The organism is Novosphingobium resinovorum (assembly GCF_027922145.1).
Classification (GTDB): Bacteria; Pseudomonadota; Alphaproteobacteria; order Sphingomonadales; family Sphingomonadaceae; genus Novosphingobium; species Novosphingobium resinovorum.
In genome coordinates this window covers 263,204-284,847 of the sequence record NZ_BSFC01000024.1, presented here as the reverse complement: position 1 = coordinate 284,847, position 21,644 = coordinate 263,204, and the positions used below count along the sequence as shown (strand labels likewise).

25 protein-coding genes and 2 riboswitches are annotated in these 21,644 nt (G+C 65.4%); of the genes, 17 read left to right on the top strand and 8 right to left on the bottom strand.

Translation table 11 applies throughout. The features are described 5' to 3' along the window. The first annotated feature begins 41 nt into the window (after nt 1–41). The 12 genes from PKE80_RS16295 (at nt 42) to PKE80_RS16240 (ending at nt 11,164) form a co-directional block, all read left to right on the top strand. The gene (locus tag PKE80_RS16295) at nt 42–167 is read left to right on the top strand and encodes an aa3-type cytochrome c oxidase subunit IV (RefSeq protein ID WP_081798950.1); all 126 of its coding nucleotides are present in this window, start codon (nt 42–44) and stop codon (nt 165–167) included. Between the two features lie 13 nt (nt 168–180). Next, a complete protein-coding gene (locus tag PKE80_RS16290) occupies nt 181–1,323 on the top strand; it encodes an NAD(P) transhydrogenase subunit alpha (RefSeq protein ID WP_271183398.1) in 1,143 nt (380 codons plus the stop codon). Between the two features lies 1 nt (nt 1,324). Next, nucleotides 1,325–1,609 carry an NAD(P) transhydrogenase subunit alpha part 2 gene (locus PKE80_RS16285; RefSeq protein WP_271183397.1) on the top strand — a complete coding sequence of 95 codons (285 nt, stop codon included), beginning with the start codon at nt 1,325–1,327 and terminating at the stop codon, nt 1,607–1,609. Beyond that, nucleotides 1,609–3,036, top strand: a complete 1,428-nt coding sequence (locus PKE80_RS16280) for an NAD(P)(+) transhydrogenase (Re/Si-specific) subunit beta (RefSeq protein ID WP_271183396.1) — start codon at nt 1,609–1,611, stop codon at nt 3,034–3,036. The genes PKE80_RS16285 and PKE80_RS16280 overlap by 1 nt, the downstream gene beginning before the upstream one ends. A gap of 380 nt (nt 3,037–3,416) precedes the next feature. After that, nucleotides 3,417–3,734 (top strand): hypothetical protein, encoded by a 318-nt coding sequence (locus PKE80_RS16275; protein ID WP_271183395.1) that lies wholly within the window; start codon nt 3,417–3,419, stop codon nt 3,732–3,734. 46 nt (nt 3,735–3,780) lie between these two features. Then, entirely contained in the window at nt 3,781–4,941 is a 1,161-nt protein-coding gene (locus PKE80_RS16270; protein ID WP_271183394.1) for a deoxyguanosinetriphosphate triphosphohydrolase, read from the top strand. A 9-nt stretch (nt 4,942–4,950) separates the two neighbouring features. Further along, a complete protein-coding gene (locus PKE80_RS16265; protein ID WP_271183393.1) occupies nt 4,951–5,763 on the top strand; it encodes an NAD(P)H-binding protein in 813 nt (270 codons plus the stop codon). Further along, nucleotides 5,722–5,822, top strand: a riboswitch (glycine riboswitch). Its footprint overlaps the gene before it by 42 nt. A gap of 1 nt (nt 5,823) precedes the next feature. Then, nucleotides 5,824–5,943: riboswitch (glycine riboswitch) on the top strand. A 36-nt stretch (nt 5,944–5,979) separates the two neighbouring features. Next, complete coding sequence (gene gcvT, locus PKE80_RS16260) at nt 5,980–7,134, top strand: glycine cleavage system aminomethyltransferase GcvT (RefSeq protein WP_271183392.1); 1,155 nt, start codon at nt 5,980–5,982, stop codon at nt 7,132–7,134. 11 nt (nt 7,135–7,145) lie between these two features. Beyond that, nucleotides 7,146–7,517, top strand: coding sequence for a glycine cleavage system protein GcvH (gcvH, locus tag PKE80_RS16255; RefSeq protein WP_271183391.1), 372 nt, complete (start codon nt 7,146–7,148; stop codon nt 7,515–7,517). Between the two features lie 148 nt (nt 7,518–7,665). Then, entirely contained in the window at nt 7,666–9,036 is a 1,371-nt protein-coding gene (gene gcvPA / locus PKE80_RS16250; protein ID WP_271183390.1) for an aminomethyl-transferring glycine dehydrogenase subunit GcvPA, read from the top strand. Further along, nucleotides 9,033–10,631 carry an aminomethyl-transferring glycine dehydrogenase subunit GcvPB gene (gcvPB, locus tag PKE80_RS16245; RefSeq protein WP_271183389.1) on the top strand — a complete coding sequence of 533 codons (1,599 nt, stop codon included), beginning with the start codon at nt 9,033–9,035 and terminating at the stop codon, nt 10,629–10,631. Before gcvPA ends, gcvPB begins: the two co-directional genes overlap by 4 nt. Nucleotides 10,632–10,636: 5 nt before the next feature. After that, complete coding sequence (locus PKE80_RS16240) at nt 10,637–11,164, top strand: CcdC protein domain-containing protein (RefSeq protein WP_271183388.1); 528 nt, start codon at nt 10,637–10,639, stop codon at nt 11,162–11,164. A gap of 5 nt (nt 11,165–11,169) precedes the next feature. Here the strand turns inward: PKE80_RS16240 and PKE80_RS16235 are convergent, their stop codons facing one another. The 3 genes from PKE80_RS16235 to PKE80_RS16225 all read right to left on the bottom strand — a co-directional run bounded on the left by PKE80_RS16235 (nt 11,170) and on the right by PKE80_RS16225 (nt 12,535). Next, a complete protein-coding gene (locus PKE80_RS16235) occupies nt 11,170–11,301 on the bottom strand; it encodes an entericidin A/B family lipoprotein (RefSeq protein ID WP_271183387.1) in 132 nt (43 codons plus the stop codon). Nucleotides 11,302–11,421: 120 nt separating this feature from the next. Next, complete coding sequence (locus PKE80_RS16230; protein ID WP_008833469.1) at nt 11,422–11,553, bottom strand: entericidin A/B family lipoprotein; 132 nt, start codon at nt 11,551–11,553, stop codon at nt 11,422–11,424. 70 nt (nt 11,554–11,623) lie between these two features. After that, nucleotides 11,624–12,535: a DMT family transporter gene (locus PKE80_RS16225; RefSeq protein WP_271183526.1), complete on the bottom strand. Its 912-nt coding sequence runs from the start codon at nt 12,533–12,535 to the stop codon at nt 11,624–11,626. 83 nt (nt 12,536–12,618) lie between these two features. On the opposite strand from PKE80_RS16225, the gene PKE80_RS16220 reads away from it, so the two are divergent. The 3 genes from PKE80_RS16220 to PKE80_RS16210 all read left to right on the top strand — a co-directional run bounded on the left by PKE80_RS16220 (nt 12,619) and on the right by PKE80_RS16210 (nt 14,134). Beyond that, complete coding sequence (locus PKE80_RS16220) at nt 12,619–12,825, top strand: hypothetical protein (protein ID WP_008833471.1); 207 nt, start codon at nt 12,619–12,621, stop codon at nt 12,823–12,825. A gap of 127 nt (nt 12,826–12,952) precedes the next feature. Beyond that, nucleotides 12,953–13,561: a YceI family protein gene (locus PKE80_RS16215; RefSeq protein ID WP_008833472.1), complete on the top strand. Its 609-nt coding sequence runs from the start codon at nt 12,953–12,955 to the stop codon at nt 13,559–13,561. Nucleotides 13,562–13,759: 198 nt separating this feature from the next. Next, nucleotides 13,760–14,134 (top strand): hypothetical protein, encoded by a 375-nt coding sequence (locus PKE80_RS16210; protein WP_271183386.1) that lies wholly within the window; start codon nt 13,760–13,762, stop codon nt 14,132–14,134. A gap of 65 nt (nt 14,135–14,199) precedes the next feature. Here PKE80_RS16210 and PKE80_RS16205 read toward each other — a convergent pair whose 3' ends face one another. Beyond that, complete coding sequence (locus tag PKE80_RS16205; RefSeq protein ID WP_271183385.1) at nt 14,200–15,708, bottom strand: TadA family conjugal transfer-associated ATPase; 1,509 nt, start codon at nt 15,706–15,708, stop codon at nt 14,200–14,202. A gap of 113 nt (nt 15,709–15,821) precedes the next feature. On the opposite strand from PKE80_RS16205, the gene PKE80_RS16200 reads away from it, so the two are divergent. After that, entirely contained in the window at nt 15,822–16,100 is a 279-nt protein-coding gene (locus PKE80_RS16200; RefSeq protein ID WP_271183384.1) for an HNH endonuclease, read from the top strand. A 63-nt stretch (nt 16,101–16,163) separates the two neighbouring features. Here PKE80_RS16200 and ilvC read toward each other — a convergent pair whose 3' ends face one another. The 4 genes from ilvC to miaA all read right to left on the bottom strand — a co-directional run bounded on the left by ilvC (nt 16,164) and on the right by miaA (nt 20,694). Continuing rightward, complete coding sequence (gene ilvC / locus PKE80_RS16195) at nt 16,164–17,183, bottom strand: ketol-acid reductoisomerase (RefSeq protein WP_008833476.1); 1,020 nt, start codon at nt 17,181–17,183, stop codon at nt 16,164–16,166. An 81-nt stretch (nt 17,184–17,264) separates the two neighbouring features. Continuing rightward, nucleotides 17,265–17,783, bottom strand: coding sequence for an acetolactate synthase small subunit (ilvN, locus tag PKE80_RS16190; RefSeq protein WP_271183383.1), 519 nt, complete (start codon nt 17,781–17,783; stop codon nt 17,265–17,267). Between the two features lie 16 nt (nt 17,784–17,799). Next, nucleotides 17,800–19,542, bottom strand: coding sequence for a biosynthetic-type acetolactate synthase large subunit (gene ilvB, locus PKE80_RS16185; protein WP_271183382.1), 1,743 nt, complete (start codon nt 19,540–19,542; stop codon nt 17,800–17,802). 171 nt (nt 19,543–19,713) lie between these two features. Beyond that, on the bottom strand, nt 19,714–20,694 hold the full coding sequence (gene miaA, locus PKE80_RS16180) for a tRNA (adenosine(37)-N6)-dimethylallyltransferase MiaA (protein ID WP_271183381.1): 981 nt from the start codon (nt 20,692–20,694) through the stop codon (nt 19,714–19,716). Nucleotides 20,695–20,755: 61 nt separating this feature from the next. On the opposite strand from miaA, the gene serB reads away from it, so the two are divergent. Next, complete coding sequence (gene serB, locus PKE80_RS16175; RefSeq protein ID WP_271183380.1) at nt 20,756–21,568, top strand: phosphoserine phosphatase SerB; 813 nt, start codon at nt 20,756–20,758, stop codon at nt 21,566–21,568. The last annotated feature ends 76 nt before the right edge of the window (nt 21,569–21,644 follow it).

Here is a 21,644-nt window from a genome sequence, read left to right as displayed (position 1 = left end):
AGTGTCCACTGGAAAGCAAACAGTTTTGGGGAAAAGAGACAATGGCTTCGGGTAACGACATCAAGGCCGCGACCGAGACCTACAACGGCTTCATCAAGGCCGCGACCTGGAGCACCGGGGTCATTATCGTCATTGCGGCCTTGGTCGTCGGTCTGATCGCCTCCTGAGCGGGGCGGCTGCTTGACGCTCCAGCGCCGCATCGCGGTCCTCGCCGAACGGGCGCCGGGTGAAACGCGCGTTGCCGCCACGCCCGAGACGGTTCGCAAGCTCTCCGCTCTCGGTGCCGTGCTGGCAGTGGAGAGCGGGGCCGGACTGTCCGCCAGCATCTCCGACGAGGATTATCGCGCTGCCGGGGCCGAAGTCGGTCCCCTGGACGCAGTTCTGGCGAATGCGCAGATCGTCTTCGCGGTGCAGGGGCCTGATCCCGCGCTGCTGGGCGGCGTGGCTTCCGGGGCGTGGGTCGTCGCGATTATCGATCCGTTCGGTCAGCGTGCCCACGTGGATGGCTATGCCGCCGCCGGATTGGAGGCGTTGGCTATGGAGTTCATGCCGCGCATCACCCGCGCGCAGTCGATGGACGTGCTTTCCAGCCAGTCCAACCTTGCCGGCTACAAGGCGGTGCTGGTGGCGGCGGGTGCCTATGGCCGCGCCTTCCCGATGATGATGACCGCGGCAGGCACGGTTAGTGCGGCCAAGTGCTTCGTCATGGGTGTCGGTGTCGCGGGCCTACAGGCCATCGCCACCGCGCGCAGGCTGGGCGCACAGGTTTCCGCCACGGACGTGCGATCGGCTACCAAAGAACAGATCCAGTCACTTGGCGCCAAGCCGATCTTCGTCGAGAGCGTAGCCGGGATCGAGGGTGAGGGCTCGGGCGGCTACGCAGGCGAAATGAGCGAGGAATACCAGCGCGCGCAGGCGGAACTGGTCTCCGCGCACATCGCCAAACAGGACATCGTCATAACTACTGCACTGATTCCGGGCCGCGCGGCACCGCGCCTCGTGACCGACGCGCAGATCGCCTCGATGAAGCCGGGCAGCGTGATCTTCGACCTTGCCGCGCCGCAGGGCGGCAATGTCGAGGGGACTGTGCCGGACCAGGTGGTCGAGCGCCACGGAGTCAGGATCATCGGCTATTCAAACACGCCCGCGCATCTCCCGGCCGATGCTTCGGCACTCTATGCGCGCAACCTGTTCAACTTCGTCTCGGCCTTCTGGGACAAGGAACAGGGTGGTCCTGTGCTGGACGAGGAGATCGGCGAGGCCATTCGCCTGACACGCGGCGGGCAGGTGGTGCATCCGAGGTTGCAGGAACAGGGCGGCTAGCATGGATTTCGTCTCGATCCTCTCGATCTTCGTACTCGCCTGTTTCGTGGGCTACTATGTCGTGTGGTCGGTGACGCCAGCGCTGCATACGCCGCTGATGGCGGTGACCAACGCGATCTCTTCGGTGATCGTGGTCGGCGCGCTGGTGGCGAGCGCGGCTTCGGGATCGCCGGTCGGGAAATGGCTGGGGCTGGGTGCGGTCGTGCTGGCCAGCGTCAACATCTTCGGCGGCTTTGCGGTGACCGAACGCATGCTGGCCATGTACAAGAAGAAGGACCGCAAGTGATGGAGGCGCACTCCGTCAGTCCATGGGTCGCGGTCGCATACCTGATCGCCGGGGTCTGTTTCATCCTCGCGTTGCGGGGGCTGTCTTCGCCGGCTACGAGCCGCAGGGGCAACCGCTACGGGATGCTCGGCATGGGCATCGCCGTCGTGACAACGCTGGTCACGCACGAGATCGCCAGCTTGCCCGAAATCCTCGTCGCCATAGCGATCGGCGGCGGTGTCGGCTTCGTCATGGCGCGCCGAATCCAGATGACCGCGATGCCGCAACTGGTGGCCGCGTTTCACTCGCTCGTCGGGCTCGCCGCCGTGCTGGTGGCAGTGGCCGCGTTCCTCAATCCCGAGGCGTTCGGAATCCTTGGCGCCGATGGCAACATCATGCCCGTCAGCCGGCTGGAAATGGCGCTGGGCGTGGCCATCGGTGCGATCACGTTCTCCGGGTCGGTCATCGCCTTCGCCAAGCTCAACGGCAACATGAGCGGATCGCCGATCCTGTTGCCCGCGCGCCACGTCATCAATCTGGGTACACTGGGCGCGATCCTCGTGCTGACGGCGCTTTTCGCGCACTCCGGTGCGGCGGGACCGGGGGAGAACCCTCTGTTCTGGATCATCGTTGGACTGGCCTTCGCGATCGGCTTCCTGCTCATCATCCCGATCGGCGGCGCCGACATGCCGGTCGTCGTCTCGATGCTCAACAGCTACTCGGGCTGGGCAGCGGCGGCGATGGGCTTCACCTTGCACAACACCGCGATGATCGTGACCGGCGCTCTGGTGGGTTCATCGGGCGCGATCCTGTCGTACATCATGTGCAAGGCGATGAACCGCAGTTTCCTGTCGGTCATCGCCGGAGGCTTCGGCGCGGAAGCAGGCGCGGGCGGCGGTGAGACGCAGGAGCAACGCCCATGGAAGCGCGGCTCGGCCGAGGATGCGGCGTTCCTCATGAAAGAGGCCGAGAATGTCATCATCATCCCCGGTTACGGCATGGCGGTGGCGCAGGCCCAGCACGTGCTGCGCGAGATGGCGGACCAGCTCAAGAAGCATGGTGTCGGCGTGAAGTACGCGATCCACCCGGTCGCCGGTCGCATGCCCGGGCACATGAACGTCCTGCTGGCCGAGGCGAACGTTCCCTACGACGAAGTCTTCGAGCTTGAGGACATAAACGGCGAGTTCGCGCAGTGCGACGTCGCCTTCATCATCGGCGCCAACGATGTGGTGAACCCGGCGGCAAAGACCGACAAGACCTCGCCAATCTACGGCATGCCGGTGTTCGACGTAGACAAGGCCAAGACGATCTTCTTCATCAAGCGCTCGATGGGCGGGCAGGGCTACGCTGGCGTCGACAACGACGTGTTCTACATGGACCAGACCATGATGCTCCTCGCGGACGCCAAGAAGATGGTCGAGGACATCAACAAGGCGCTGGCGGAGTAAGATCTGGATCGCTGGTGGGGTATTCGATGGAGCGGGGAAATGGCGGCAAGCGCTCCATGGCGTACGTTGCTCTTTGCCCACCCCGCTGCGACTAACTTTGCCTTTGGCTCAGTAAGTCTCGCTGCCCCTCCCGTAAGCGGGCGGGGAAAGCGGTGTTCGCCCTCCCGCTTGCGGGAGGACCGATAGGCTACGGCTGGGCAATGCGCAACGTCCTCTTCCCACCCATCTCTGACCTCATCTGCTGCATGTCAGGTGCAGGATATTTTCCCTGCAGGCACATCCTCGACAGTATACGGGGTGAGGGGTGGTAAAGCCCTGCCTGCTTCTTCCTTGCATGGTGAGTGTTTCTCTACGGCCGTCCCCGGTGTAATGCCCGTCCCATGATCCGCCTCATCAAGACCGCCGCTTTCATCGCTGTCCTGTGCCTTGCCACGTGGTTCGGTGCCCATTGGTACGCCGAGTACCGCGTGCATACTGCCTTCGCCGAGGCGGGCCTGAGCGACCGGGCGGCCGCGTGCATGGGGCAGCGCCTCGTGCGCAAGCTCTCGCTTCGGCAAATCCAGAAGCTCACCGCGCTGCAGGATGCGGCGCACACGCCGGAGGGGATGGTCGAGGCCGCGCGTCGGATCGACGATCCGCGTGTGGTCAAGGTGACGGCTACTTCGCTGCTCTTGTGCAGCACCGGCCTCTCCCGCTAGGGCACGCGGCGACAGTCCTGTCGTCGCCTTCCTCGCGGAGTTCCGTTTGACACTTGCTCCTTACGCCTCCGACCCGTCCCGTTCGCGCGGGCGCGAATTCTCGATCGAGAACGGCATCGCCCGGGGGGCACGCAGCCCTTACCAGCGCGACCGCGACCGGATCATCCATTCGATCGCGTTCCGTCGCCTGCGCTACAAGACGCAGGTGTTCGTCGCGCCCGACGGCGATCACTATCGCGTACGCCTGACCCACAGCCTCGAAGTGGCCCAGATCGCGCGCGTCATCGCCCGTATCCTCGGTCTCGACGAGGATTTAACGGAGGCACTGGCGCTGGCGCATGACATCGGCCATCCGCCGTTCGGCCATGCGGGCGAGGACGCGCTCGACGCTGCGCTTCACAAGGCCGGAGGGTTCGACCATAACGCCCATACCCTGCGCACGCTGATGCGGCTCGACAGTCCGTACTGCGAGCACGACGGCCTCAACCTGACTTGGGAGACGCTGGAGGGCCTGGCGAAGCACAATGGTCCGGTGGCTTCGCCGACATGGGCGCTGGCCGAACTCGACGCGGCGTATAATCTCGACCTTGGTACGCATGCGTCGCTGGAGGCGCAGGTCGCCGCGCTGTCCGACGACATCGCCTACGACAACCACGACATCGATGACGGCCTGCGGGCAGGGTTCCTCGATCTCGACGAACTGCTCGCGCATCCGTTCGTCGTCGATCACTGGAACGAGGTGGAGCGCCGCTATCCGGGCGTACCGCTCGACCGCCAGCTTGCCGAACTGATCCGCAGCCAGATCGGCGTCATGGTCAACGACCTCGTCGGGCAGACGCAGAAGAATCTCGTCGGCATCGGCAGCATCGATGAAGTCCGCGACGCGGGCAGGGCGCTGGTGGCCTTCTCGCCCGAGATGGCCGAGGGGGAGCGGGCCTTCAAGCGATTCATGTACGACAAGCTCTACTATCACCCCGAACAGCTCGATACGGCGAAGCGCGCGCGGGCGCTGCTGGCAGAACTCTATTCTGCCTATTCGCAGGAGACGGTGCTGATGGAGGAAAGCTGGATCGATACCATGCCGCGCTACGAGCCCGCACGCAGCCGCCACATCGCCGACTACATCGCGGGCATGACGGATCGCTTCGCCATCGCGCGCCACGCCGAGATCTACGGCCGCACGCCGGAAGGCCTGAGCAATGTGTAAGGCCTGAAAGTGACGCAGGGGGTGACACGGATCTGCCTGGTCGGGGCGACCGGGCTGGTCGGCTCCGCCTTGATGGCGGAGGCGGTGGGGCGCGAGGATGTTCGCATCATCGGGGTCGGGCGACGCGAGGCGGCGTTGCCACCCGGCGCGCGCATGGAGATGCTGGTCGGTGAGCCGATCGACTGGCCGGAACTAATCCGCGCGGCGCAGGCCGACGTGCTGGTCTGTGCGCTGGGAACGACCATCGCCGCGGCCGGCAGCCGGGAGCAGTTCCGCGCGATAGACCATGACCTCGTCCGCTTCACCGCGGAGGCCGCGCGATCGGCCGGAATCGAACACATGGTCGTGGTCTCCTCCGTCGAGGCGGATCGGGAGAGCCGCAATTTCTATCTCTCGGTAAAGGGGGAGACGGAGGAGGCGCTGGGCCGCGTCGGCTTCCGGCGGCTCGATGTGCTGCGCCCCAGCCTGCTGCGCGGCGAACGTGCCGAGCGCCGGCCGATGGAAGCGGGCTGGCAGATGGTCGCGCCGGTCGTCGATGTGCTGGTGCTGCACGGTTCGTGGCGCCGGTTTCGGTCCATCCGCGGACGCGATGTGGCGCGGGCGATTCTCGGCTTCGTGCGGGAACAGGCCGAGGGGCGCCATGTTCATGAGCACGATGCGCTGAAAGTGGCGGCGGGCCGAGCTTCCGGAAAAACATGGCCTCGCCGGGGAATAGTTCCCGAATTGACCAAACCTTGCGTTGACTTACACCGGCCTCTCACCCAAGGCTCGGCTCACTCGCTGACACGCGCGGGAGAGACCTCGGACCGATTCGTCGGGTAAGAGGCGCCGAAGGAGCAACCGCCCCGGAATCTCTCAGGCAAAAGGACCGCGCAGCGTCGACAGCGAGCCTCTGGAAAGTGCCCCGCCCATCTGGTCGTGGCCGCCGACGGTGTAACCCGGCCCATCCCATTGGGGATGACGCGGGGGAAGCTCTCAGGTTTCCGTGACAGAGGGGGCACCTTATTGGTGTACCATGTCTGCTCGCGGAGTCGTGTCTTGAGCGAATATCCTGTTTCCGATGACGATCTTGTCGAAGAGATCGTCACGCTGACCCTCCCGCTCGATGCATGGCATCGCGAGAAGGGCAGTCGTATGGTTGAGTTCGCCGGCTACTGGATGCCTGTCCAGTACGAGGGCATCATGGCCGAGCACCTCTGGACCCGCGAGAGTGCGGGCCTGTTCGACGTCAGCCATATGGGCCAGGTCTACATCTCCAGTGAACATGGTGTGACCGCTGAGGTGGAAGCCGCGGTGGAAGCCGCACTTCCCATCGATCTTGGCACGTTGAAGCTCGGCGCGCCGCGCTATTCGCTGCTTCTGGACGAGGACGGCGGCATTCTCGACGACCTGATGGTGACGCGCTGGGCGACCGGTTTCTATCTCGTAGTCAATGGCGCGACCAAGTGGGACGATATCGGTACTCTGCGCGAACTGCTGCCGGACGATGTGACGCTCAACCATCTCGACGAAAGTGCGCTGCTGGCGCTGCAGGGGCCTAAGGCTTTCGCTGCACTGGAGCGTCATGTCGAAGGCGACACGCCGCTTTCCGAACTAAAGTTCATGAAGGGGGCTGCGTTCAAGCTGGGCGGCGTCGATGCCTGGATCAGCCGTTCGGGCTACACCGGCGAGGACGGTTTCGAGATCGCCATTCCGGGCGAATCCGCGGCGATGGTCGCCGACCTGCTTTGCGGCGAGCCGGAAGTGAAGCCCATCGGTCTCGGCGCGCGCGACAGCCTGCGTCTGGAGGCGGGACTGCCGCTCTACGGCCATGACCTTTCGCCCGAAACCAGCGTCATCGACGCGGACCTCAAGTTCGCGGTCAACAAGCGCCGCCGCACCGAAGGCGGTTTCCCCGGTTCGGACCGCGTGCTGAAGGACTTCGCCGAGGGCACCGCGCGCAAGCGCATCGGTCTTATCGTCGAAGGCCGCATGGCCGCGCGTGAGGGCGCCAAGGTTTTCTCCGGCAATCAGGAAGTTGGTGTGGTGACTTCGGGTGGTTTCTCACCCTCGCTGCAGCAGCCGATCGCCATGGCTTACGTCGATATCGCCCTCACCGCAGAGGGCACCGCGCTTACCATCGAGATGCGGGGCAAGAAGCTCGACGGCAAGGTCGTGTCGATGCCCTTCGTCCCCCACCGCTATCACCGCTGAGGAGCTTTCCCATGACCCGCTATTTCTCCGAAGACCATGAGTGGATCGAAGTCGAAGGTGACCTCGGCACCGTCGGCATCACCGACTACGCGCAGGGCCAGCTTGGCGACATCACCTTCGTCGAAGTTCCCGCCGAAGGCGCCAGCGTCAGCAAGGGCGATTCCGTGTCGGTGGTCGATTCGGTGAAGGCCGCGTCTGACGTCTACACCCCGGTTTCCGGCACGATCGCCGCCGTCAACGAAGCGCTGGCCGATCAGCCGGAACTGGTGAACACCGAAGCCGAAACCGGCGGCTGGCTGTTCCGCGTGACCCTCTCCGACGCCGCCGAACTCGGCACGCTGATGGATGAGGCCGCGTACAAGAGCTACGTCGACAGCCTCTGAGCCCATTCCTCCCCGAGCTTGCCTCGGGGAGGGGGACCGCCCGCGAAGCGGGTGGTGGAGGGGAATAGCCCCTCCGTCACCGACTGCGTCGGCGCCACCTCCCCGAGCAAGCTCGGGGAGGAATTAGAAAGACCCAGGAACCCGCCTCATGCGCTACCTTCCCCTGACCCCGGCCGACCGCGCCTCCATGTTGGAGACCATCGGCGCCGCTACGGTCGATGACCTGTTCATCGACGTGCCCGCCGAGGCCCGGCTTGCCGGTCCTATCGAGGGCCTGCCCGCCCACGCCAGCGAAATGGCCGTCGAGCGCCACATGTCCGCGCTCGCCGCGAAGAACCTGAGCGCGGGGGCCGCGCCGTTCTTCCTCGGTGCCGGTGCCTATCGCCATCATGTGCCGGCCTCGGTCGATCACCTGATCCAGCGCGGCGAGTTCCTGACCGCCTATACGCCCTACCAGCCGGAAATCGCGCAAGGCACGCTGCAGGTGCTGTTCGAGTTCCAGACGCAGGTGGCGCGCCTGTTCGGCACCGATATCGCCAATGCCTCGATGTACGACGGCTCGACCGCGTGCTGGGAAGCGATCCTGATGGCTGCGCGCATCACCCGCAAGGGCCGCAGCGTGCTGTCGGGCGGCCTGCACCCGCACTACGGCGAAGTCGTGCGGACGATGGCGAAGTTCACCAAGGATGACATCGTCAGCCTCGCGCCCGAACTGACCGCCGATCCCGATGACGCCGCCGTGATCGCGGCGATCGATGCGACGACCTCGTGCGTCGTCGTCCAGTACCCCGACGTCATGGGGCGCATCCCCGATCTCGCGGCGATTTCCGAGGCCGCGCATGCCGTGGGCGCACTGGTCATCGCCGTCATCACCGAGCCGGTGGCGCTCGGCCTGATCGAAGCACCGGGTATGCTGGGTGCCGACATCGTCGTGGGTGAGGGGCAGTCGCTGGGCGTCGGCCTGCAGTTCGGCGGTCCCTACCTCGGCCTGTTCGGCTGCCGCGAGAAGTTCGTGCGCCAGATGCCGGGACGCCTTTGCGGCCAGACCGTCGATGCCGAGGGCAAGCGCGGCTTCGTGCTCACCCTCTCGACCCGCGAGCAGCACATCCGCCGCGAGAAGGCGACGAGCAATATCTGCACCAATTCAGGGCTTTGCGCACTGGCCTTCAGCATTCACCTGACCCTGCTGGGTGGTGAGGGCCTGGCTCGTCTCGCCGCCGTGAACCATGCCCGCGCGCAGCAGACCTTCGAGCGTCTGGCCAAGGTTCCGGGCGTCACGATCCTCAACACTGCTTACTTCAACGAGGCGACGGTGATCCTGCCGCGCGACGCGCGCGAAGTGGTGCGCGAACTGGCCGACCGTCAGGTGCTCGGCGGCGTGTCGCTGGGCCGCCTGTTCCCGGTGGCCGATGGCCTGCACAACGGGCTCCTGGTCGCCGCGACCGAAACCACCACCGACGAAGACATCGAGGCTTTCGCCACCGCGCTGGAAGCCGTTCTTGCAGGAGCGAGCGCATGAACGCCCCCAACGCATCCGGCTGGCGCCCCTCCATGGGTGAGGCTGGAGAAGCAAAGTTCGCAACCTCTTCAGGCGATTACGGCCTGATGCTCGAAGAGGCGCTGAGCTTCGAGCTGGGCAGCGCCGACAAGTGTGGCGTCGATATCGACGAGCCGAGCCGTGCCCCCGCTGCGGGCCTGAGCAAGTTCCTGCGCAAGTCCACGCCCGCGCTCCCGGGGCTGACCGAGCCGGAGACGGTGCGCCACTACACTCGCCTGTCGCGCCAGAACTACGCGATCGACCTCGGGCCGTTCCCGCTCGGCTCCTGCACGATGAAGCACAACCCGCGCCTGAACGAGAAGATGGCGCGCTTGCCGGGCTTCGCTGACGTTCACCCGATGCAGCCGCAGACGACGGTGCAGGGCGCGCTGGAAGTCATCGAGCAGCTGGCCGACTGGCTCATCACGCTGACCGGCATGGCCTCGGTGGCGATGAGCCCCAAGGCGGGTGCGCATGGCGAGCTGTGCGGGCTGCTCTGCATCCGCGCCGCTCTGGACGCGCGCGGCGAGACGCGCGACGTCGTGCTGGTGCCCGAGAGCGCCCATGGCACCAACCCCGCCACCGCCGCCTTCGCGGGCTTCAAGGTGGAATCGATCCCCGCGACCCCGGCGGGCCGCGTGGACGTGGCGGCGCTCAAGGCCAAGCTCGGCCCCAACGTCGCGGGCGTGATGATTACCAACCCGAACACCTGCGGCCTGTTCGAGCCCGACATGCGCGAGATCGCCGATGCGGTCCACGCGGCGGGCGGCTACGTCTATTGCGACGGCGCGAACTTCAACGCCATCGTCGGAAAGGTGCGCCCGGGCGACCTTGGCGTCGATGCCATGCACATCAACCTGCACAAGACCTTCTCCACCCCGCATGGCGGCGGTGGTCCGGGTGCCGGTCCGGTGGTGCTGTCCGAAGCGCTGGCGCCTTTCGCGCCGCTGCCCTTCGTGACGCGCGGGGCTGATGGCTCGATCCACCTCGTCGAGGAGGAGAACGCCGCCGAGGGCCATGCACAGGCATTCGGCCGCATGGTCGCCTTCCACGGCCAGATGGGCATGTTCACCCGCGCGCTGACCTACATCCTCAGCCACGGCGCGGACGGTCTGCGCACGGTGGCCGAGGACGCGGTGCTCAACGCCAACTACGTGCTGCGTAGCTGCGAGGACCTGCTGCCCGCTCCGTTCGCCGACAGCGGCCCGTGCATGCACGAAGCGCTGTTCAGCGATGCCGGGCTTGCCGAGGGCTTCTCGACGCTCGACATCGCCAAGGGCCTGATCGACGAGGGCTTCCACCCGATGACGGTCTACTTCCCGCTGGTGGTCAAGGGCGCGATGCTGGTCGAGCCGACCGAGACCGAGAGCAAGGCGGGCCTCGACCGCTTCATCGCCTCGCTGCGCAGCCTTGCCGAGCGGGCTAAGGCGGGCGACGAGAGCCTGCACTCCGCGCCGCACTTCGCGCCGCGCAGGCGGCTTGACGAAACGCTCGCCGCGCGCAAGCCTGTGCTCGTATGGCAGGGTGAACCCGGTATTCCGGGCACACCCTCGCTGAGCGAAATCGGGGGAAGCTGACGCATATGGGGGAAGGTGGACGCGGCCTCGTCACGTATCTGCCGCTGGCGATTTTCGTTGGCATCATGGCGCTGCGCATGATGCGGATGAAGAAGGCCCGGCCGCTGCGCCTTCCCCTTTTGTGGATCATGCCGGTGATCGTGGTGCTGGCGGTGTCGCTGGCGCTTGCGGGCATGCCGCCGAGCGGGTTGGGATGGCTATGCTTGGCGACCGGCGTGATCGTCGGCGGTGCAATCGGCGCGCAGCGGGCGCGGTTGATGCACCTGCATATCGACGGCGAGGGTGACAAGGCGCGCGTGATGATGCGCCAGTCGCCGCTGGCGATCCTGCTGATCGTCGCGGTGTTCCTGGCGCGAAGGTTGCTGCTGCCGAGCGGGTTTCAGGGCGGCGTTCAGGCGGGACACCCGGTCGGCAACGCGCTCCTGATGATGGACGCGACGCTGGGCTTCGCGCTCGGGATGATCGTGGCGCTGCGGCTCGTGCTCTGGCTGCGGGCGCGAGACATGGTGGCGAACCACGTCTTCGACGCCTGAGGCGCTCAGTTTATCGCGTTCGATCCCGCCTGACCGACCGACTCGATGTCGCGGCCGAGGCCCTTGACGGTGTTGCAGGCGGTGGCGGTGAAAAGTACGCCGCCAAGGATGATGGCGGCGAGAATCTTGCTGGTCATCGAACGCATGTTCCTTCGTTGTCTGCGGCGATTAGCGCAGGAAACGTGTCAGGAAAAGCGTTCGTGAGACGGATGCAGGCAGGCTCCGGTCGGTGGCTTGGAACCTGCCTGCAGAGCACGTTACTTGATGGCGTCTTCGCCGGCCTTGCCGACCGACTCCACGTCGCGGCCTGCACCCTTGACGGTGTTGCAAGCGGCGGCGGAGAAAACGATGCCGCCCGCGACGAGGGCGAGTACGAGCTTCTTGACCATTTCGGTGTTCCTTTTTCCGGTGCGACGGGTGCTGCCACGCCGCGCATCGGGGTGAACACACATAGGCAGGTCAGGTTCCCTGAGCGCCTTCTTCCGCAGCGCTTTCATCGATCGCCGAGGTGGGCGAGACACGCCGTGCGAGGAAATGCTCGCGCGAGGTGATGATCAGGCCAGCCGCGACGATGATCGGCGCGCCCAGCCACATCGCCGCCGAGGGCACATGTCCCCAGATCGTCCAGCCGTAGAGTGTAGCCCAGATCAGCGCGGTGTAGTCCATCACCACCACTGTCGCGACCTGCCCCAGGCGCAGGGCCGAGGTGATGAGGAACTGCGCCAGTGTCCCGGCAAGCCCGATTGCAACGAGCAGTAGCCATTCGTAAGTCCCGTGCGCCGTGCCATAGAGTGGCAGCAGGATCGCCGCGAACAGTGAGCCGTAGAAGGCGAACCAGAAGACGCAGGCGATCGGCGGCTCGGTGCGCGAGAGGTCGCGGATCTGGAAGCTGACCACGGCGACGATCAATCCCGCGCCAAGCCCCGCCGCCAGTCCGAGCGCGGGGACGGGCGCACCGCCGGGCTGTGCGATGACCAGAACGCCGACGAAGCCCAGCACCACCGCCGTCCAGCGCCACGGGCCGACCTTTTCGCGAAGGACCAGCGCGGTTATGATCACGGCGAACAGCGGCGTCGTGAACCCGAGCGTCGTGCCGACCGGCAAGGGCAGCAGCGTAGCGGCGCCGATGTTGCAGCACAGACCGGCGGTGCCGCTCGTCGCGCGCATGGCGTGGCTGCTCATGCGGCGGGTGCGCAGGAGGCCGAGATTGCCGGTCGCCGCCAGCCAGCCGAGGATGATCGGCACCGCCATCGCCTGTCGCCAGAACACCAGTTCGGGCAGCGAGACCCCTGCTTCTCCTGCCAGCTTCACCAGCATGAACATCGTCGAAAGCATTACCATCGCGGCAAGGCGCAGGGCGATGGCCAGCATCGGGCGGTCTTTGCGAATGATGATGGAAGGTGCGGTCACGAAAGGGCGCTTTAACTCCGCCGCGCGCGAGGGCAAGGCGGGGCATGGACGATTCTCTGCATTGGATGACCATTTGCGGCAGCCTCGCCGCGCTGGTCGCGGTGATTGCCTGGCTGGGCGATCACCGGCGGCATCGCCGCAAGAACATCGAGCGGGTGGGTTTCATGCCGTGGACGCCCATCTTCTTCTTCTCGCTGATGGTGGCGGTGCTGCTGCTGGGCCTGTCGGCGCGGGAGTGGCTGGGCGGTTGATATTAGGTCGACTTGTTCGACAAACCTGAACAAGTGGATCGATTTTATCGGGCTGGCCGTAAGGGATCGGCAATGGGATCAACGCGCAAGCATTGACCTTTCCCGCCTTTCCTTTCGGAGAATTCGAATGAACCGCTATCTTGCATCGGCTCTGGCCGCTGCGTCTCTCGTCGTTGCCGCCCCGATCGTGGCGCAGCAGGCCGATACCAATGCCGCTGCCGTGCAGGCGGGCAACTATGCGCTCGACAGTGCGCACACGCTGGTGCGCTTCACCGTCGATCACTTCGGCATCAGCGAGTTCTTCGGTACCCTGCCGGGCGCGTCGGGTACGCTGTCGCTTGATCCGAAGAACCTCGCCTCGGCGAAGCTGGATGTTTCGGTTCCGGTGGCTTCCGTCTCGACCACCAACAAGACGCTCGATGAGGAACTGGTCGGTGCCGAATGGTTCGACGCCGCCCAGTACCCGACGATGCGCTTCGTTTCGACCAAAGTGGTGAAGACCGGCGCCAGCACCGCCGACGTCACCGGCAACCTGACCCTGCACGGCGTGACCAAGCCGGTGACGCTCAAGGCGAGCTTCAAGGCGGCCAACGTCAATCCGATGAAGAAGGTCTATACGCTCGGCTTCAACGCGGTGGGCACGATCAAGCGCACCGAGTTCGGCGTCACCAAGTACGCGCCGCTGGTTAGCGACGAGACCCAGATCGCCATCACCGCGGCGTTCGAGAAGCAGTAAGAGAGATAGGGGGAGGCGTTCTTTGGCGCCTCACCCTTCCGTTCGTCATTGCTTCGCTGCGCTCGCAATGACGAGGTTTGGGTGCAGGCTTGAGGTGTGCCCACGCCCTTTCCTACATCCGCGCGATCGCGTTTAACGTGGTCGATGAGCCATCCTCCACACCGCCCCCGCCACATCCGTGTCCCCGCCTTTCCACCCGTGCCCGTCCGTCCGCGCAAGGACGGGTGGACGCCCGCGCGGCAGGCGGCCTTTCTTGGCGCGCTAGCACAGGGCCGCTCCGTCGAGGCGGCGGCGCGCCGCGTGGGGCTTTCGCGCGAGAGTGCTTATCGCCTGCGCACGAAGCCCGGCGCGGGCAGCTTTGCCGCCGCCTGGGACAAGGTGACAGGCAAGCCGCCGGTAAAGCGAAAGGTCACACCCGAGGAGCGCGCGGTGCGGGCTCGGTTTGGTCTGCTGAAGGTGCGGATGTACGGCGGTCGCCATGTCGCGACCGAACTAAAGCCCGATAATCGCGCGCTTTTGTCGTTCCTCGCGCAGCTTGATCGGGCAGGCGGCAGCGATGGCCCGGGCGCCTAAGGTGACAGGTGTTTCACTGCCTCGTTTGTGTAAACCCCGGGGTGATCCGCCGGGGGTGCACTTCGTTACAGACAGGCTTCGAGATAGGCCTGGTCGAAGCCGAACTGGCGGGCCTTCTCCAGCGTGTAGGGGCGCAGGCCCGAGGGGCGGAATTCGCCGATGATCTTGCCGTCGTCGGTCTCGTCCAGATACTCGAACTTGAACAGTTCCTGGGTGACGATGACGTCGCCTTCCATGCCGATCACCTCGGTGATGTTGGTGGTGCGGCGCGAACCGTCGCGCAGGCGCTTCACCTGCACGATGAGGTCGACCGATTCGGCGATCTGGCGGCTGATCGCTTCCTTGGGAATCTTGATGTCGCCCATCAGGATCATGTTCTCCATACGGCCAAGGCATTCGCGCGGGCTGTTGGCATGGAGCGTGCACATCGACCCGTCGTGGCCGGTGTTCATGGCGGCGAGCAGATCGAAGCACTCGGCGCCGCGGATTTCGCCGAGGATGATGCGGTCAGGACGCATACGCAGGGCGTTCTTGACGAGATCGCCGATGGTGATCGCGCCCTGGCCTTCGAGGTTGGGCGGGCGGGTTTCCAGCGGCAGCCAGTGCGGCTGCTGCAAGCGAAGTTCGGCCGCGTCCTCGATCGTCAGCACGCGCTCGCCCGGGTCGATCATCTTGGACAGGGCGTTGAGCATCGTCGTCTTGCCCGAACCCGTACCGCCCGAGATCACCACGTTCATGCGGCAGGCGCCGGCGATCTTGAGCGCGGTGGCCATCTTCTCGCTCATCGAGCCGAAGCCCTGGAGCATGTCGATGGTGATCGGCTTCTCGGAGAATTTACGAATGGAGATGGCAGTTCCGCGCAGCGACAGCGGCGGGACGATCACGTTGACGCGGCTGCCGTCCTTGAGGCGGGCGTCGGCCAGCGGCGTGGTCTGGTCGACGCGGCGGCCGACCTGATTGACGATGCGCTGGGCGATCTGGAACAAGTGCTGCTCGTCGCGGAACTTGGTTGGCGCGAGCTGCAGCTTGCCCTTCTTTTCGATGTAGGTCTGGTTCGGGCCGTTGACCATGATATCGGAGATATCCGGGTCGTTGAGCAGTTCCTCCAGCGGCCCGAAGCCGAGCAGTTCGTCAATCAGCACCTTTTCCAGCGCGAACTGTTCGCGGCGGTTGAAGGTGATCTTCAGCTCGGCGAGGACCTCCATGATGATCGGACGGAATTCCTCCGACAGCTCATCCTTGGTCAGTGTGGCGGCGGCTTCGGGATCGACGCGCTCCAGTAGGCGCGGCAGAACCTGCTCCTTGATCTTGTGGATCGAGGCCTCGAAGCCGTTCTGCTCCGACTCTGCGTGGACGGCGTTGGCGCGATCGGCCAGACGCGACATGGCGTCGTCGCGCGACGGGATGAGCGAATCGCCGGACATGGACGGAAACTGGTCGCCAGGTACGGGAGCGGAGCCCGGAAGGGCAGTGGTTGCATCGCCTCCGCTCTTGAGCGGCTTGGCCACACCGAAAGCAGGGCGCGCGCCCTGACCCATACCACCGATGCCGTTGCGCCGACCGAATGCCGTCATGAAACCGTCAACCTCAAGCGCCGCCCTTGGAAGGGGGCGATCCATGCCTAATTCCAGGCACTGTTAAGGTTGAAACTTTGATAACTTACTAATGCGCTGCACCGGAGGGCGAAGTGGACGATGACGATCGCACCTGCTGGCTGTGCGGACGGCCGCTGGGGCGCAAGGTGGAATGGCATCACCCGGTGCCCAAGAGCCGGGGAGGGCGCGAGACGGTGCCGCTTCATCCGATCTGTCACCGGACGATCCACGCGGCGCTGGGCAATGTGCAACTGGCGCGGATGAAGCCGGAAAGCGCGGAGCTTCTGAAGGTGGAAGAGATCGCGCGGTTCGTGCGCTGGGTGGCGGGAAAGCCGCCGGATTTTCATGCGCCGACGCGGCGGAAGTGGTGAGCCAAAGCAAAGCGGGCGGGCAGCCTTTCGACCACCCGCCCGCCGCAAGGATTCGGATGAACCTTAGTTCTTGGTCTTGTCGACCAGGGCGTTGGCGCCGATCCAGGGCATCATGGCGCGCAGCTTGGCGCCGGTTTCCTCGATCGGGTGACGCTTGGCGGCAAGGCGCGAAGCCTTCAGCTCGGGCTGGCCGGCGCGGTTGTCGAGGACGAAGTCCTTCACGAAGCGGCCCGACTGGATGTCTTCCAGAACGCGCTTCATTTCCTTCTTGGTCTCTTCGGTGATGATGCGCGGACCGGTCTTGATGTCGCCGTATTCGGCGGTGTTCGAGATCGAGTAGCGCATGTTGGCGATGCCGCCTTCATACATCAGGTCGACGATCAGCTTCAGCTCGTGGAGGCACTCGAAGTAGGCCATCTCGGGAGCGTAGCCGGCTTCCACCAGCGTCTCGAAGCCGGCCTGGACCAGCGCGGTGGCGCCGCCGCAGAGCACGGCCTGCTCACCGAACAGGTCGGTTTCGCATTCCTCGCGGAAGTTGGTCTCGATGATGCCCGAACGGCCGCCGCCGACGCCCGAAGCATAGGCGAGGGCAATGTCCTGCGCGTTGCCGGTGGTGTCCTGGTGGATCGCGATGAGGCAGGGCACGCCGCCGCCGCGCTGGTATTCGCTGCGCACGGTGTGGCCCGGGCCCTTCGGCGCGATCAGGAACACGTCGATGTCGGTGCGCGGCTCGATCAGGCCGAAGTGGACGTTAAGGCCGTGGGCGAAGGCGAGCGCGGCGCCGGGCTTCAGGTTCTCATGGATGTCGGCGGCGTAGATCGCGGCCTGATGCTCGTCGGGGGCGAGGATCATGATGACGTCGGCCCATGCGGCGGCGTCCTTGTTCGACATGACCTTGAAGCCTGCAGCTTCGGCCTTCTTGGCGGTGGCCGAACCGTCACGCAGCGCGATGGCGACGTTCTTGACGCCCGAATCGCGCAGGTTCTGGGCATGGGCGTGGCCCTGACTGCCGTAACCCAGGATCGCGATGTTCTTCTCGGCGATCAGGTTGATGTCGCAATCGGCGTCGTAATAGACCTTCATCGTTCTTCCTTCCGTCATCCCGGCAGGCCGGGACGGTTATTGTCCAAGCGCCGCCCGGCCGGGCCGACGCAATTTTGAAATTCAGGCTTCTTCCGGCCCGCGGGCCATGGCGACGATGCCGGTGCGGCCGACCTCGACGAGGCCGAGATCGCGCATCAGCGCCACGAAGCTGTCGATCTTGTCCGGCGCGCCGGTCATCTCGAAGATGAAGCTCTCGGTCGTGGTGTCGACGGGCCTTGCGCGGAACACGTCGGCGATGCGCAGGGCCTCGACACGCTTCTCGCCGATGCCCGCGACCTTCACCAGCGCCAGTTCGCGCGCCACATGCGGGCCGACTTCGGTGAGATCGACGACCTTGTGAACCGGCACCAGACGCTCGAGCTGCGCGTGGATCTGGTCGATCTGGCTGCGCGGGCCGTGCGTCACGATCGTGATCCGGCTCACCGAATGGTTGTCGGTGATGTCGGCCACGGTGAGGCTGTCGATGTTGTAGCCGCGCGCGGTGAAGAGCCCTGCGATCTTGGCGAGAATACCCGCCTCGTTGTCGACCGTCACGGTCAGGACGTGCCGTTCCTCGGCTTCATGCTGGATGTGCATCATGGTTCGTCTCTTGTCCTCAGACCAGCGCTTTGGCTTCGTCGTCCATCGTGCCGGCAACGCTGTCGCCGTAGAGGATCATGTCGGTATGCGCGGCGCCCGAGGGGATCATCGGGAAGCAGTTGGTTTCCTTGTGGACCAGGCAGTCGACGATCACCGGACCGGGATGGTCGATCATCGCCTGGATGCCCGCATCGAGCTCGCTCTCGTTCTCGATGCGGATGCCCTTCCAGCCGTAGGCTTCGGCAAGCTTCACGAAGTCGGGCAGGCTATCGGAGTAGGAATTCGAATAGCGGCTCTCGTACGTCAGTTCCTGCCACTGGCGGACCATGCCCATCCACTCGTTGTTGAGGATGAAGACCTTGACCGGCAGGCGGTACTGCGTGGCGGTGCCCAGTTCCTGAATGTTCATCTGGATCGAGGCGTCGCCCGCGATGTCGATGACGAGGCTGTCCGGGTTGCCGCACTGCGCGCCGATCGCTGCGGGCAGGCCGTAGCCCATTGTGCCCAGCCCGCCCGACGTCAGCCACTTGTTGGGCTTGAAGAACGGGAAGTACTGTGCCGCCCACATCTGGTGCTGTCCGACTTCGGTGGAGATCACCGGGGCCTTCGACTTGGTCAGCTCGTACAAGCGCTCGATCGCCAGCTGCGGCATGATCGCTTCCGCGTTGGCGGGGTAGGCGAGGCTCTTGCGCTCGCGCCAGCCGTCGATGCGGGCCTTCCAGCCCGTGAGATCCTGCCCCTTGCGGGTGCCCCACTCGGCCAGCATCTGGTCGAGGACGGTGGCGCAGTCACCAATGATCGGCAGGTCGACCGGCACCGTCTTGTTGATCGAGGCGCGGTCGATGTCGATGTGGATCTTTTCCGAATTTGGCGCGAAGGCGTCGAGGCGGCCGGTCACGCGGTCGTCGAAGCGGGCGCCGACACAGACGATCAGGTCCGCCTGGTTCATCGCCATGTTGGCCTCGAACGTGCCGTGCATACCCAGCATGCCCAGCCAGTCGGCGTGGTCGGCCGGGAAGGCGCCGAGGCCCATCAGCGTCGAGGTGACGGCCGCGCCGGTCTTCGCCTGCAGTTCACGCAGCAGCGCGGTTGCGCGCGGGCCCGAGTTGATGACGCCGCCGCCGGTGTAGAACACCGGCGCCTTGGCATTCGCCAGCATGGCGACCGCGCGGGCGATCTCGTCCGGGGTGCCTTCGGTGCGCGGGCTGTAGCGCTGCTTGCGCTGGATCGGGCCGTCGCTCCACGTCGCCATGGCGATCTGGACGTCCTTGGGAATGTCGATCAGCACCGGGCCGGGGCGGCCGGTGGTGGCGATCTGGAACGCCTCGTCGACGATCGCGGCAAGGTCGGCCGGGTCCTTCACCAGATAATTGTGCTTGGTGCAGTGGCGCGAGATACCGACGGTGTCCGCTTCCTGGAACGCATCCGAGCCGATCAGCCCGGTCGGGACCTGGCCGGTGATGACGACCATCGGAATCGAATCCATGTAGGCGTCGGCGATGCCGGTGATCGCGTTGGTCGCGCCCGGGCCCGAGGTGACGAGCACAATGCCGGGCTTGCCGGTCGAGCGTGCATAACCTTCGGCGGCGTGCGCCGCACCGGCCTCGTGGCGGACGAGGATGTGGCGAAGTCGTTCGTCACCGAAGAGAGCGTCGTAGATCGGTAGCACGGCGCCGCCGGGATAGCCGAATACGAACTCGACCCCCTGCTTGACCAGGCTTTCGACCAGGATGCTCGCGCCGCTGCGCTCTTCACTCACAATACATTCCTTCATTAATTCGTTCGGGCGGGAGCACCGGCAATTCCGGCTGCCTCCCTAATGAATCCGACCCGGCACGTCGGCTTGGGCGTACCGGGTCGTCTCCTCTCCTCCCCGCATAACTTCCATCAGCGAGGTAGGATCGGCCTCTAGGCATGTGGATATGTCAGGTCAACCCGGAAAGCGCAATAAAATATCATTTATGGCATTTGAGTTGTAATTTTCCCATTGCAGGCGATGCCATTCCGCAGGGGGCTGGTGCCTCAGCCACGTAAATTGGCGCTTGGCGTAGTTGCGCGTTGCCTGCGATCCGCGTTCGATGGCGGTTTGCAGCGTCCATTCGCCCTTGATGACGCCTGCGAGTTCCGGAACGCCGATGGCGCGCATCACCGCGAGGGCGGGGTCGAGATCGCGGGCGAGGAGCGCCTCCACTTCCGCCAGGGCGCCGCGTTCGACCATGCGCTCGAACCGCAGGTCGCAGCGCGCATAAAGCCACTGGCGCTCGGGCAGCAGAATCGCCGGGTGAAGCGCGACCGCGTGGCCGATGCCGCCTTCGGTCTGTGCCTGCCAGTGCGTGAGGCCGTGACCGGTGGAGCGCACGACCTCCAGCGCGCGTGCGACGCGCGTGGTATCTGCCGGGGAGAGGCGAGCGGCACGCTCGGGGTCTTCGACGAGGAGCGCGGCGTAGGCCTCGGCGACGGGCAGGGCGCGCACCGCCTCGCGGATGTCCGGATCGATCCCAGGGATCGGCGCGATCCCGTCTAGCAGGGTGCGGATATAAAGCCCGGTGCCGCCGACGAGGATCGGCACCGCGCCCTCGGCATGAACCTGCGCGATGGTCGCGGCAGCCGCGCGCGCCCAGTCGGCCGCGGAGCAGCTTTGCGCGCCGTCCCAGGCGCCGAACAGGCGGTGCTCGATGCCGCCCATGTCGTCTTCGGTCGGGCGCGCGCTCAGGACCGTCAGGTCGGCGTAGACTTGCGAGCTGTCCGCGTTGACCACCACCGCGCGGCGGCCCCGACGTTCGAGTTCCTGTGCCAGGGCGACCGCACAATCGCTCTTGCCGCTGGCGGTCGGCCCTGCGATGAGCGCCAGCGGCGGCCGGTCTCCGGCTGAGATATCGTATGGCGCATCAAGGGAATTCGCAGTGCTCATTGCCCGGCTGATAGCAGAACCGGATCATCTTTCGACCAGTCTCGAAGCCGCGAAAGCGCAAATGGCTGAAGGCGGCGTGCGGATCGCGGATGCGACGATGCTCGATTTCTGCGGGCAGACGATGCAGATCGACTCGCCTGATGATGATGCCGAAGTCCTGCGCGCCGCGCTCGACGCGCATTTCGGCACGACCGACGGCCTCGTCACCGCCGATGAACCGGTGGTGCCCAAGGTGTTCATCTCCGACATGGATTCGACCATGATCGGGCAGGAATGCATCGACGAACTCGGCGATTTCGCAGGGTTGAAGGAGCGCATCGCCGACATCACAGAGCGCGCCATGCAGGGCGAACTCGATTTCGAGCAGGCCCTGCGCGAGCGTGTCGGGCTGCTGAAGGGGCTCTCCACCAGCGCCATCGACGAATGCCTCGCCACGCGAATCCGGCCGATGCCGGGTGCGAAAGTGCTGGTCGAAACGCTCAAGAAGCTGGGCTGCCATACCGTGCTGGTGACCGGTGGCTTCCACCACTTCGCCGACCCCGTGGCGGAGATGCTGGGCTTCGAGCATGTCGTCGGCAACCGGCTTGAAGTTGCGGACGGCAAGCTGACCGGCGGCCTCGTCGGCGGGATCGTCGATTCGTCGGTGAAGAAGGCGACGCTGCTGGCCGAACTGGAAGCGGCGGGCGAGGGTGTCACCAGTCTCGCGACCGGCGACGGTGCGAATGATATTCCGATGTTGGAGACGGCGACTTACGGCATCGCCTATCACGCCAAGCCCAAGGCACGCGCGGCCTCGAACGGCTGGATCGATCGCGGCGACCTGACCAGCGTGCTGCGCCTGCTTGGTATTCCCGAGAAAGACTGGGTGCGCTAAAACTATCCTCTCGTCATTGCGAGCGAAGCGAAGCAATCCAGGGCGTCGTGGTGCTGCCCTGGATTGCTTCGCTTCG